Here is a 12,481-nt window from a genome sequence, read left to right as displayed (position 1 = left end):
CACTTAAGCCGCTTTGCTCCCCCAGCCAAGCCATGTCCTGCGAGAGCGCCACCCGCACACAACCACGGCGCTCAAGCAGAAAAACACGTTCAAAACTTATCCCACCCATCATCCGCCCCGACCGCCGTCGCCAATACGGCAACCGGCGCCGCAACCGGCGCAGCTGTCGCCCGCACAACCCGCCGCACAGGCGCACCAGCCACCTCCCGTCGCACCGTCCCCTCACGCAAAGGCGCAGCAGAAACAAAGCCCGCCCCACCACCCACAATCTGAAAAAACGCCACAGCCTCATTCAACTGCTGCCCCTGATCCTCCATCGACCGCGAAGCCGCCGCCGCTTCTTCCACCAACGCAGCATTCTGTTGCGTGACGTTATCCATTTGCGTGATGGCAAGATTGACCTGCTCAATGCCACGGCTTTGTTCACTCGATGCCGCCGCGATCTCCGACATGATGTCCGTCACCCGCGCCACCGCCTGGGTGACTTCGGCCATCGTCTTGCCCGCTTCGCCAGCGAGCGCCGAGCCGTCGCGGATCTTGTCCACGGAGGTGGCAATCAGATCCTTGATCTCCTTCGCCGCGCTCGATGAGCGCTGCGCCAGGCTTCTGACTTCGCTCGCCACCACCGCGAAACCGCGGCCCTGTTCACCGGCGCGCGCGGCTTCGACGGCCGCGTTGAGCGCGAGAATGTTCGTCTGAAACGCAATGCCTTCGATGATGCCCGTGATATCCGCGATCTTGGTCGAGCTGTCGCTGATGTCGTGCATCGTGTTCACCACTTGGCCGACTACCTCGCTGCCTTTCTGCGCAACCGACGAAGCATTCGCGGCCAGCATGCTGCCTTGCTGCGCATTGTCGGCGTTCTGCTTCACCGTCGAGGTGAGTTGTTCCATGCTCGACGCCGTTTCCTGCAGCGAGGCTGCCTGCTGTTCGGTGCGCTGGCTCAGATCCATATTGCCCGCGGCAATCTCGCGCGCGGCGCCGGCGATGCTCGTGCTGCTGTCGCGCACGCGTCCGACGATGGTCGTGAGCCGCTCGTTCATTTCGCGCAGGGCGCCCAGCAGCTTGCTGGTTTCATCGTTCCCATCGACGGTGATGCGCGTGCGCAGATCGCCTTCCGATACGGTGCGCGCGACGTCGATCGCCTGGCGCAGCGGTCCGGTCACCGCGCGTGTGATCAGCACGCATGCGCCGATCGCTAGCGCCACTGCGATCAGGCTGATCGCGATCAGCAGATTGCGTTGGTTCTCATAGTGCGCCGCGTACTCGTTGATCATCTGTTCCTGGCGCGTATGCGTGTAGTCGGCATACGCGTTGGTCGCGCGAATCAGCGCGGCGAGCAACGGCCGGCATTGATCGTCCATCTTGACGATCGCTTCGTCGCGTTTATTGGTCAGCGCGAGATTGACGATGTCGGTGGCGACCGGTCCATACGACGCCTCGACCCGGTTGATCTCGGCGACGAGACTGCGCGCTTTTTCCGACGTGTCGGTAGCGGTCGCGATCATGGCATTGAGCTTCTTCAGATCGGTCTGCACATCTTCGTGCGCGCGCAGCACATCGGCTTTCTCTATGTCGAGATCCTGAGGTTTGGTCACGAGCACGAGGTTACGCGCGGCGATTGCCCGGCGATCGACCGCGGTTCGCACCTGCACCGCCATGTCCGCGCGTGCGTTGATGCCGTGCACGAAGCTGGAAAATCCATCGGTCGAGTCGCTGAGCGCTTTCAGGGAGAGCCCGGAAACCGCGACGACGATAAGAGACAGCATGCCAAAACCGGCAGTGAGTTTTGCTTTGATGGTGAGGTGGTTCAGTGTCACGATTTTTTTCTCCAATAACGAAACGTGGATGCGTTCGCAATGGACTCTCAGGTCCGGGTATGGGAGCGTCTAGATCGCCGCCGCGTACCGCGGCGGGTTTGCGCGGTCTATCCCTTCGCTGTCTCACGTCGATACATCAGTGAAAGCGCATCGCCGTGAGACACAAAATGGGTATCCCATCTACCGGATATCGGTTCGCATACTCGAGGACTGAAGGCGGATCGGGTATATCTCTAAAAGGCTTGCACGCGATGACCGACGAAAATGAGATTTCGTGCCAAATGAATATATTTGGGCATGTGATGAAAGCATCCCGTTGAGCAAAATGTCGAAAACCGCTTGAACGATTTGCCGTTCGTGTATATGATTGAGCAATCACTCATTTATCGACTGCAGCAAAACCGAATCCGCATGGCCCGTCCCAAGAGCGAAGACAAACGTAACGCCATCCTTGCTGCTGCGGCCGAGGTCATTGCCGAGCAAGGGCTGGGCGCGCCCACGTCGCGCATCGCCAAAGTGGCGGGTGTGGCGGAAGGCACGCTGTTCACGTACTTCGACAACAAAGACGACCTGCTGAACGTCCTGTATCTCGACATCAAGGCCGAACTGCGCGAAGTGATGGTGGCCGGTTATCCGAAGCACGCCACCGTGCGCGAGCGGGCGCAACACGTGTGGAACAAGTTCGTCGACTGGGGTGTCGCGCAACCGAACAAGCGCCGCGCCGTGGCGCAACTGGCCGTGTCGGAGCGCTTGACCGACCACACGCGGGCGAAGGGCATGCAGTCGTTCGCCGACATCAACGACATGATTCAGGCAAGCGTGGCGAGTGGCGCGTTGCGGGATCATCCGCCGGCTTTTCTGTCGGCGATCATGGGCGCTTTGGCGGAAACGACCATGGACTTCATCGCTCGGGAACCGGCTGAGGCCGAGCGTTATCGCCGCGCTGGCTTCGACGCGTTCTGGAACGCGATCGCCCGCCACTAAGTTTTTTTGTCGTATTAATGAGTGATTACTTGCTCAATTAATTTCAAGGAGTGCAATATGGCTAAGGTCTGGTTGGTTACCGGTAGCGCCCGTGGACTTGGGCGCGAAATTGTCGAAGCAGCTTTGCAGGCAGGCGAACAGGTTGTCGCGACCGCGCGTGACCCGCGTCAGTTGGCTGATCTGTCGGCGCGTTATGGCGAACGGGTCCGCGCGGTCGCGCTCGACGTCACGGATCCGCAGGCGGCGCGCCAAGCCGTGCAAGCCGCCGTCGACGCGTTCGGCCGGCTGGACGTGGTGGTCAACAATGCCGGCTTCGGTCACCTGGTTCCGTTCGAGCAAAGCTCCGAGGACGACTTCCGCGCGCAGATCGACACCAATTTCTATGGCGTCGTCAACGTGACGCGCGCGGCCTTGCCGGTGCTGCGACAGCAGCGCGCCGGGCACATCATCCAGATTTCGTCGGTGGGCGGGCGCGTGGGGATTGCCGGCTTGAGCGCCTATCAGGCTGCCAAGTGGGCCGTGGGCGGCTTCACTGAAGTGATTCGCCAGGAACTCGCGCCGTTCGGCGTTCACGTCACCGCGCTCGAACCGGGCGGCATGAAAACGGAATGGGGCAACGAGGCGGCCGGCGCCACGCCGGAATTGTGGCCGGATTACGTGCCGTCGGTGGGCGCCGTCATCGATATGCTGTCTCAGTACATCGGCCACGAAGCCAGCGATCCGGCGAAGGTCGCGCAAGTGGTGCTCAAGCTGGCTTATCACGATGCTTTGCCTGCGCATCTTTTGCTGGGCACCGACGCATTGCACTACTGTGGAGAAGGCGAGAAGGCACGCGCGGCCGACGCGCAAGCGTGGCGTGCCGTCAGTGAGTCGACGGATTTCTCCGCGCCGTCGCCGCTGCCGGCATTTCCGGCCGCAGCGGCGAAAGCTTGAGCGCCGAGCCGAGCCTGGCAAGCAGGTCAAGGGCCGAAACCGACCGAAGGCAACCATGAGAACCATGAACATGGCGAACTGGACCACCGCGGACATTCCGCCTCGGAGCGGCCGCCTCGCGGTGATCACCGGCGCGACCGGAGGGCTGGGTTTCGAGACTGCGCTTGCGCTGGCCGGCGCGGTCGCGGGCGCGGACGTCGTGCTCACCGGACGCAACGAGCAGAAAGCGCAAGCCGCGGTCGCCGCCCGTTTGTGGGCGATTTCCGAAGCACTGACTAACGCGCGCTGGCCCAGCGCGACCATGGAGCATGCATCATGAAGGTTCTCATTTTTGGCGCGACCGGCATGGTCGGGCAGGGCGTGTTGCGCGAGTGTTTGCGCGCGCCGGACGTCGAAGTGGTGCAGACAGTCGGCCGCACTCGCACCGGCCAGCTCGATCCACGGCTCATCGAAGTGGTTCAGCCGGACCTGATGGACTATCGCGCGGCGGAAGCGTCGCTCATGGGTTTCGACGCATGTTTCTTCTGCCTGGGCGTGTCGTCGGTGGGGATGCAGGAGGCGGAGTATGCGCGCCTCACCTACGACCTCACGTTGGCGGCGGCGCGGACGCTCGCCCGTCTCAATCCGCAGATGACCTTTGTCTACGTGTCCGGTGCGAGCACCGACAGCACGGAGCAAGGTCGCAGCATGTGGGCGCGCGTCAAGGGCAAGACCGAGAACGCGTTGCAGCGGCTGCCGTTCAAGGGCGTCTACCTGTTCCGTCCGGGCGTGATTCAACCGCTGAACGGCGCGCGCTCCAAGACCCGCTCGTACCAGTTGTTCTACACGCTGGCCCGGCCTTTCCTGTCGACGCTGCGTGCGCTTTTCCCCAACCAGATTCTGAGCACCGAAGACATCGGTCTCGCCATGCTGGCGGTTGCCCGTCACGGCGCCGACAAGGCGGTGCTCGAGACCGCCGACATCCGCGCGTTGAGCCGGTCGGCATCCGGGCCCATGCTCGATCTGCATACCGGCTGAGCACGGGCGAGCAACGTCAAGCTCGCCCGACCCGGCAAAAACCGGTCTTTTCGATGATTCGGCGGGGCACGTCGTCTGGTACGCTACCGGTTCACGGTACGCGCCGGTCCGGACGCGGCCCTCTTCTTCACGCGCGTAGGTCAGCGCATGTTCGAAAGAAACGCCCATGGTGACGCGCCGACCGAACATCGTGATTGCTATCAGTATCGTGCTGGCCAGTGCGATTCTTGCGATCGCCGTGTGGGTGCTGGCGCAGATGCGCGACGACGCTTTGCGGCGCGCCCAGGACTCGGTCTTCAACGTGTCGCTGCTGGTCGAGCGCGACGTGTCGCGCAATCTGGAGATTTACGATCTCTCGCTGCGCGCGGTGATCGACGGCCTGAAACAGCCCGGCGTGCTGGACCTGAAGCCGGCCATCCGCCAGATGGTGTTGTTCGACGGCTCGGCGAGCGCCAAAGACATGGGTTCGATCCTCGTGACCGACGAGACCGGCAACGTCAAGTTCGACTCGCAAGCCTCTCCGCCGCGCCACGTCAATCTCGCCGACCGCGACTACTTCAAGGTGCAGCGAGACTCGCCCAATGTCGGCCTGTACATCAGCCATCCGTTCATGCCGAAGATCAGCGGCAAGGAAGTCAGCATCGCGCTGAGCCGGCGCATCACGCGACCGGACGGCAGTTTCGGCGGTGTGGTGGCCGGCACCATGCGCCTGACCTATTTCCGCAGCCTGTTCGCCGGCATGAATCTCGGCGCCGGCGGCTCAATGGCGCTGATGCTGAGCGACGGCACGATGCTGATGCGGCGTCCTTATGATCCGAAAATCATCGGTATCAATCTGACAGGCACCGCCAATTACTCGCGTTTCACCCAGCAGCCGAGCGGGGACTTCTTCGGCACGGCGGCGATCGACGGCGTCGAGCGCTGGTATGCGTTCCGCCATATCGACATGTATCCGCTGATCCTCGACGTCGCGCTTTCCACGCACGATATCTACGTGGAGTGGCGGCGGCGCGCGTGGATCATCGGTTCGCTGATCGCCGCGCTCGACGTCACGATCATCGCGCTGGCGGTGCTGTTCTCGCATCAGTTGCGGCATCGCCGCGCGGCCGAAGAAGAGTTGCGCGTGCTGGCGCGCACCGACGGGCTGACCGGCCTGAACAATCGCCGCACTTTCGAGGAACACGCGGAAGAAGAATGGCGCCGCGCGCAGCGCAACGCGTGGCCGCTGTCGATGCTGCTGATCGACGTCGACAGTTTCAAGGGCTTCAACGATCTGTACGGCCATTCCGCGGGCGACGACGCGCTCACCGGCGTGGCCCGCTGCATCGCGCAGAGCGTGCGGCGTCCGGGCGACACGGCGGCGCGCTACGGCGGCGAAGAGTTCGCTGTGCTGCTGCCGGACACCGACGAAACCGGCGCCACCTTCATCGCCGAGAAGATTCGCACCGCGGTTCAGGCGCTCCAGCTTCGCCACGTGGCGAGTTCGCATCATGTGCTGACGGTCAGCATCGGCATCGCCACCACGCGAGGCCAGGCATTCGCAACGAGCCGCGCCCTCCTGAATGCCGCCGACGACGCCCTATACGAAGCCAAGGATGCGGGCCGCAATCGCGTGCTGTGCTATCGGACCGTGACGCACGCGTCGCACGGCGGCGCCGCCACGGTGGCGCCTGGAACCGAAGCGCGGAACTCTGTCTGAGAGACGCAGTATAAATTTACCCGGGTAATATGTTGCACTTTAATTTAACCCGGATATAATTCGACAAATTCTTTTCTTGGAGTTTGTCATGACCGCCCGTTCCCAAACCTGCACCGCGTTCGAAGGCCATCGCCGCATCGCGTCAGGCGCTTTGCCCGACGTAGCGCTCGCGGTAAGAGAAGTGCTCGCGCGCGGCCAACAGGCGCCGGTGCTGGTCTTCGACGACATCACCAGCCGGCCGGTCGAATTCGATCTACGCGGCACGCCCGAGCAGATCGTCGCGCGACTCGCAAGCCAGAATGACGAAGCCGAAACCGCTCACGCCGCCGTCGACGCAGCGGAGGACGCTCCGCGTGGTCGTGGCCGGCCCAAGCTCGGCGTGGTGGCGAGAGAAGTCACGTTGTTGCCGCGTCATTGGGATTGGCTGAACGGGCAGTCGGGCGGCGCGTCGGTCGCGCTACGCAAACTGGTCGATGCGGCGCGCGCTGCCGGCGAGGACAAGGACCGCCGGCGCGCGGCGCAGGAAGCCGTGTATCGCTTCATGACCGCGCTCGCGGGCAATCTGCCGCGCTATGAAGATGCCACCCGCGCGCTGTACGCGGACGATCGCCCGCGTTTCGAAGAGATCGTCGCGACATGGCCGGACGACGTGCGCGACTACAGCTTGCAACTCGCAGACGCCGCTTTCGCGACGCACGCGTAAAGCAGTCGCATCGCAGCATCTTCGCGAGCGCAAACAACGAATCGCGCGGACGAAAAAAACCGCTCACGCCGGGGAAGCGTGAGCGGGAAAGTCGGAGAGTTACAACAACATCGCGTGCGTTTACTCATGGGGTCAACGCAGCAGAAACAAGTCTAAGAGCTTGCCTCGCCCCTATACATCAGACGAATCCCAAACATATCGCCAATACGCCGCCCGCAATGGCTTCTCGCGACCCGGCCTCGTGCGCTAAGCATTGCTTACAACATCCTGTCCCGGTTATTCCTGACATTTCCCTTATCAAGTCTCGGTGATGGCCGCCGTAAATGAGGTGAGAGCGCCGCCACGTATCCGATAGATCGCGAAGGTTTCGCGATGGCGTGGTGGCGCCGACGTCCCGTCGTGACTCATGAAGGATGCTGAAATGAAGTGGTTCGACCGCATGCCCGTGTTCAGGAAACTGCTGCTGGCGTTTGCCGTGGTGATTGGTTTTTGCGTCGTGATCGGCGCGACGTCGCTGAGTACGCTGTCGGCGATGCACGGCATTACCGACGCGATCGGCGATAAACACATGGACGGCCTGTACTGGATGGAAGAGGCGAACCGGCACAAGATCGATTCGGATCTGGCCGCCGCGAATCTCGGCTATGCCGCCGACGACGCCGGCCGTCAAAAGTTGAAGAACAACATTGTCGGCTCACTCAAGGAGATGCACGCTGCCTACGATCAGTATCGCGCGACGATCGAGACGAGCCAGGGCCAGGAAATATTCGACGACGTGCTGCGCAAGTCTGCGGTGTGGGAAGGCATCGTGCATCAGCAGATCGGTCTCGAACCGATTCCGGCAGGTGTCGATAACAACGAACTCGTGCGCCGGGCGATCGCGTCGAGCGAGGCGCTGCGCGATCGCATCACGGCGCTGATCGACTATCGCCGCCAACAAGCCAACGACGCGCAACTGGAAGCGTCCACCGGCTATCAGCACATGCGCATCGTCATGAGCGCGCTGGTGCTGGGTGCGATCGTCGCGGGCATGCTGCTCGCCACCGTGATCGCGCGTCGTCTGTCCGGGCAGCTCGGCGGCGAACCGGATTACGCGATGCAGATCGCCAACCGCATCGCTGGCGGCGACCTTAGCGTGCGCGTCGAAACCCGCGCGGGTGACTCTCACAGCTTGCTGTTCGCGTTGCGCAACATGCGCGAGCGGCTAGCGGGCATCGTGTCGGGCATCAGCGAATCGAGCGAATCGATCCTGATGGCGTCGGGCGAAATCGCGCAAGGCAATACCGATCTGTCGCAACGCACGGAAGAGCAAGCCGCCGCGTTGCAGGAAACCGCGTCGAGCATGCAGGAACTGACGTCGACGGTGAAGATGAACGCGGAGAACGCGCAGCAGGCGGGCGGCGTGGCGCACGGCGCGTCGGAAGTCGCGGCGCGCGGCAGCCATCTCGTCGGCGACGTGGTCGAAACGATGCGTGAGCTGGCGGCAGGCTCGAAGCGCATGACGGACATCATCGCGGTGATCGACGGGATCGCGTTCCAGACCAACATCCTCGCGCTGAACGCGGCGGTCGAAGCGGCGCGCGCCGGCGAACAAGGTCGCGGCTTCGCGGTGGTGGCAGGCGAAGTGCGCTCGCTCGCGCAGCGCAGCGCTGTGTCGGCGAAGGAGATCAAGGAACTGATCGAAAGCTCGACGGCGCGCGTGGGCAGCGGCGCTGAACTCGCCGAGCGGGCCGGGCAGACGATGGCCGAAGTCACCCACGCGGTGAAACGCGTGACCGACATCATGGGCGAGATTTCGTCGGCGTCGCAGGAACAAAGCACCGGCATCGAAGAAGTCAATCGCGCGGTCGCGCAGATGGACGACGTGACCCAGCAGAACGCGGCGTTGGTCGAGCAGGCGGCTGCCGCGGCGGCGTCGATGGCGGATCAGGCGAGGCAGTTGCAGGCGGCTGTCACGGTGTTTTCGCTGGAAGCGCGGCACGGCTGAGCGCCGCGCATTTCCCCGAGCTTGCCAGGCCCAATGGCACTCCGTACACTCGCGCCTAATTCCTGGGCGGCGCCTTGTGCCGGCGCCGCGCCACCATAAATAGCGCCGAACAGAGGAGAACCCCCGCCATGGCCGATTCCTACTTCCCCCGCTGGCGCGCCCAGTCCGCGGCTGCCGAGGGCCGCATCGTCGGCACCGACGAGCGGCTCGCGTGGCCGCAGATGTTCGCGATGGGCGTGCAACACGTCGTCGCGATGTTCGGCTCGACGGTGCTCGCGCCGTTGCTGATGGGCTTCGATCCGAACCTGTGCATCTTCATGTCGGGCATCGGCACGCTGTTGTTCTTCGTGCTGGTGGGCGGCCGCGTGCCGAGCTATCTCGGCTCGAGCTTCGCGTTCATCGGTCTCGTGATCGCGGTCACGGGGTACGGCGGCCACGGCCCGAACATGAACATTCCGGTCGCGCTGGGCGGGATCATCGCGTGCGGGGTGGTGTACGCGCTCATCGGCCTGATCGTGTCGGCGGTCGGCACCACATGGATCGAGACGTTGATGCCGCCGGTGGTGACGGGCGCGATTGTCTGCGTGATCGGTTTGAATCTGGCGCCGATCGCGGTGCATGGCGTGAGCGGCAGCAACTTCGATTCGTGGATGGCGCTCGTCACCGTGTTGTGCGTGGGCGCGGTCGCGGTGTTCGCGCGCGGCATGCTGCAGCGTCTGCTGATTCTGGTTGGCCTGCTGATGGCGTACGTGATTTACGCGATCGTCACCAACGGTCTCGGCATGGGCAAGCCGATCGATTTCGCCATCGTCGCGAATGCCGCATGGTTCGGCATGCCGCATTTCACGGCGCCGGTGTTCAACATGCAGGCGATGACCTTGCTCGCGCCGATCGCGGTGATTCTGGTGGCGGAGAACCTCGGGCATATCAAGGCGGTGAGCGCGATGACGGGCCAGAATCTGGACCGCTACGTCGGCCGTGCATTTCTCGGTGACGGACTCGCGACGATCGTGTCGGGCTTCGCCGGCGGCACCGGTGTCACGACGTATGCCGAGAACATCGGCGTGATGGCCGTCACCAAGATCTATTCGACGCTGGTGTTCGTGATCGCCGCGTTGATCGCGCTGGTGCTGGGTTTTTCGCCGAAGTTCGGCGCGGTGATCCAGACCATTCCGGGGCCGGTGCTGGGCGGCGTGTCGATCGTCGTGTTCGGCCTGATCGCCGTGACCGGCGCGCGGATCTGGGTCGTCAACAAGGTGGACTTCTCCGACAACCGCAATCTCATCGTGGCCGCGGTCACGCTCGTACTCGGCGCCGGCGATTTCTCGCTGAAGCTCGGCGGCTTCGGTCTGGGCGGTATCGGCACCGCGACCTTCGGCGCGATCATTCTCTACGCTCTCCTGAGAAGGAAACCGGCGCATGGTCCGGTGGCGTGATTTTTCTCGCGCTGAACTAGTCGTTTCCACAGGTTCGCCGGCGGCGCAGGCTTTTCTCTTACGCACGTTGTTTCGATCGAAGAAAAAGCCCTCGCCGCTAGAATCGCAACTACTCAGTGCGAGTGCCCGTTACTTCCTTCGCGCCGTCAGCGCAGTCTCCGACAAATCCACTTCGCGCATCAGCTTGTTCAACGTCTCGTCGTTGATCTCCTGACTGCTGCGCAGTTCAAGCAGCGTCTTGCGCTCGGCTCTCATGGCCGCGAGTTTCATTCTGAACTCCAGCGCGTCGGCACGGCGCGCCAGTTCGCGCGGTTCACGTTCTTCATCGAGCGTGGCGAGGCGGCGCTGATAGAGGTCCATCACTCGTGCGGTGACATCCGCCGCATACGCCGAAGCCGACTCATCGAGATTCGCGCACTCCCTGTCGTGCACCTCGTCGACAGCGCGAATCGCGGCTTGCGCGGCCATGGTCCGTGCGAGCGCCTCCTCGGCCGCATGCGGATCCTTGCCGCGGCGCCAGCCGCTCAGCAACAGCGGCAACGCCACCACCGCCACGATCAGCGAGACCAGGATCACGCCGGATGCGATGAAGATCGCGAGATCGCGGCCCGGCAACGCGGCGCCTCCCGGCAACAGCTCTGGCAACGACAGCACGCCCGCGAGCGTCACGGCCCCGCGCACACCGGCCACCGTCGTCACTGCGGCGGTGCGCAAGCCCGGAACGGCATTCGCCACGCCTTGCTTCGCGGCGCTGCGGCTCGCGAAATAGCGCAGTAGCCACACCCACACGAAGCGCATTGCGTACAGGGCACCCGCCACTGCGGCGACGTAGCCGACCAGCCGCCAGACCTGCGCGTTACTGGTCTCGTGCGCGTCGAGCAGTGCCCGGCCGAGAATGTGCGGAAACTGCAGCCCCAGCAGAATGAACACCATGCCGTTGAAGACGAACTCGATCATCGTCCACGTGCTGCTGGCGCGCACTCGCGACGACGCCGGCCCGGCGGTCACAATGGTCGTGTAGTTCATCATCATGCCGGCGGCGACCGCGGCCAGAATGCCCGACAACTCGAAACGCTCGGCGACCAGATAAGCGGCGAATGGAATCAGCAGAGTCATCACGACGCCGGGCGCCGGGTCGCCTTCTTCGGTGAGATTCAGAAAGTGGGCCGACACAAAGCCGAACACCCAGCTCACTGCAGCGCCCGTCGCGAGGCCGCCCACGGCGATGATCACGAAACTGATCGACGCGTCGCGCAACGAAAACACGCCGGTCAGCGCCGCGGCAATCGCGAACTTCAACGCGACCAGTCCCGACGCGTCGTTCATCAACGCCTCGCCTTCGAGGATATGCATGAGCCGCCCCGGAATCTTGCCCTTGCCGGCGATGCCGGACAGCGCCACCGCATCCGTCGGCGACAACACTGCAGCGAGCGCGAATGCAACTGGCAGCGAGATCGACGGCACCAGCGCATGCACGAAATAACCGACCACCAGCACCGTTATGAAGACGAGGCCGAGCGCGAGCATCAGGATCGAGCGTCGCGCCATGAAGAACTCGCGCTTGGGAATGCGCCATCCGTCCGCGAACAGCAGCGGCGGAATGAACAGCATCATGAAAATGTCCGGATCGAACGTGACGTGCAGCCCGAGCCTGGGCCATGCGAGCAACGCGCCGATCACGATCTGCACGAGCGGCAGCGGCAGCGCGATCGGCAGGATGCGGATGACGACGCCCGACGCGGCGACGGCGAGCAAAAGAATCAATACGGTAAAGACAATGTCCATCGGTCTATTTCTGGGGATATAACGGTGTTAGTTCGGTGATCTTCGACGATGCGGCCACGCGATGCTGACGAAGCGTAAGGCCGAAGTTTAGCCCGACGACGTGTAGCGCCACGCCCA

10 protein-coding genes are annotated in these 12,481 nt (G+C 63.4%); 8 read left to right on the top strand and 2 right to left on the bottom strand.

Annotation, left to right across the window (positions count from 1 at the left end; all coding sequences use genetic code 11):
* Positions 1-89: 89 nt before the first annotated feature.
* Entirely contained in the window at positions 90-1,820 is a 1,731-nt protein-coding gene (locus tag B0G74_RS18810; RefSeq protein ID WP_132376306.1) for a methyl-accepting chemotaxis protein, read from the bottom strand.
* Positions 1,821-2,231: 411 nt separating this feature from the next.
* On the opposite strand from B0G74_RS18810, the gene B0G74_RS18805 reads away from it, so the two are divergent.
* From B0G74_RS18805 to B0G74_RS18770, 8 genes are all read left to right on the top strand, one after another.
* Positions 2,232-2,804, top strand: coding sequence for a TetR/AcrR family transcriptional regulator (locus tag B0G74_RS18805; RefSeq protein ID WP_132376305.1), 573 nt, complete (start codon positions 2,232-2,234; stop codon positions 2,802-2,804).
* Positions 2,805-2,861: 57 nt separating this feature from the next.
* On the top strand, positions 2,862-3,737 hold the full coding sequence (locus B0G74_RS18800; protein ID WP_132376304.1) for an SDR family NAD(P)-dependent oxidoreductase: 876 nt from the start codon (positions 2,862-2,864) through the stop codon (positions 3,735-3,737).
* A 55-nt stretch (positions 3,738-3,792) separates the two neighbouring features.
* Positions 3,793-4,056: a hypothetical protein gene (locus tag B0G74_RS18795; RefSeq protein WP_243658225.1), complete on the top strand. Its 264-nt coding sequence runs from the start codon at positions 3,793-3,795 to the stop codon at positions 4,054-4,056.
* On the top strand, positions 4,053-4,754 hold the full coding sequence (locus B0G74_RS18790; protein WP_132376303.1) for an NAD-dependent epimerase/dehydratase family protein: 702 nt from the start codon (positions 4,053-4,055) through the stop codon (positions 4,752-4,754). Before B0G74_RS18795 ends, B0G74_RS18790 begins: the two co-directional genes overlap by 4 nt.
* A gap of 166 nt (positions 4,755-4,920) precedes the next feature.
* Positions 4,921-6,453: a sensor domain-containing diguanylate cyclase gene (locus B0G74_RS18785; RefSeq protein WP_132376302.1), complete on the top strand. Its 1,533-nt coding sequence runs from the start codon at positions 4,921-4,923 to the stop codon at positions 6,451-6,453.
* A gap of 88 nt (positions 6,454-6,541) precedes the next feature.
* On the top strand, positions 6,542-7,156 hold the full coding sequence (locus B0G74_RS18780) for a DUF2239 family protein (RefSeq protein WP_132376301.1): 615 nt from the start codon (positions 6,542-6,544) through the stop codon (positions 7,154-7,156).
* A 421-nt stretch (positions 7,157-7,577) separates the two neighbouring features.
* On the top strand, positions 7,578-9,143 hold the full coding sequence (locus B0G74_RS18775) for a methyl-accepting chemotaxis protein (protein ID WP_132376300.1): 1,566 nt from the start codon (positions 7,578-7,580) through the stop codon (positions 9,141-9,143).
* A gap of 128 nt (positions 9,144-9,271) precedes the next feature.
* Positions 9,272-10,579, top strand: coding sequence for a solute carrier family 23 protein (locus tag B0G74_RS18770; RefSeq protein ID WP_132376299.1), 1,308 nt, complete (start codon positions 9,272-9,274; stop codon positions 10,577-10,579).
* Positions 10,580-10,708: 129 nt separating this feature from the next.
* Here the strand turns inward: B0G74_RS18770 and B0G74_RS18765 are convergent, their stop codons facing one another.
* Positions 10,709-12,364, bottom strand: a complete 1,656-nt coding sequence (locus tag B0G74_RS18765; protein WP_132376298.1) for a Na+/H+ antiporter — start codon at positions 12,362-12,364, stop codon at positions 10,709-10,711.
* Between the last annotated feature and the right edge of the window lie 117 nt (positions 12,365-12,481).

This window comes from Paraburkholderia sp. BL9I2N2 (assembly GCF_004339745.1).
Taxonomy (GTDB): domain Bacteria; phylum Pseudomonadota; class Gammaproteobacteria; order Burkholderiales; family Burkholderiaceae; genus Paraburkholderia.
Note: the sequence above shows the minus strand (reverse complement) of the source record. Positions and strands in the feature narration are given on the sequence as shown.

Coding starts and splice junctions, on each gene's coding strand:
- B0G74_RS18805 (WP_132376305.1), top strand. CDS start 2,232: ATGGCCCGTCCCAAGAGCGAAGACAAACGTAACGCCATCCTTGCTGCT.
- B0G74_RS18800 (WP_132376304.1), top strand. CDS start 2,862: ATGGCTAAGGTCTGGTTGGTTACCGGTAGCGCCCGTGGACTTGGGCGC.
- B0G74_RS18795 (WP_243658225.1), top strand. CDS start 3,793: ATGAGAACCATGAACATGGCGAACTGGACCACCGCGGACATTCCGCCT.
- B0G74_RS18790 (WP_132376303.1), top strand. CDS start 4,053: ATGAAGGTTCTCATTTTTGGCGCGACCGGCATGGTCGGGCAGGGCGTG.
- B0G74_RS18785 (WP_132376302.1), top strand. CDS start 4,921: ATGGTGACGCGCCGACCGAACATCGTGATTGCTATCAGTATCGTGCTG.
- B0G74_RS18780 (WP_132376301.1), top strand. CDS start 6,542: ATGACCGCCCGTTCCCAAACCTGCACCGCGTTCGAAGGCCATCGCCGC.
- B0G74_RS18775 (WP_132376300.1), top strand. CDS start 7,578: ATGAAGTGGTTCGACCGCATGCCCGTGTTCAGGAAACTGCTGCTGGCG.
- B0G74_RS18770 (WP_132376299.1), top strand. CDS start 9,272: ATGGCCGATTCCTACTTCCCCCGCTGGCGCGCCCAGTCCGCGGCTGCC.
- B0G74_RS18765 (WP_132376298.1), bottom strand. CDS start 12,364: ATGGACATTGTCTTTACCGTATTGATTCTTTTGCTCGCCGTCGCCGCG.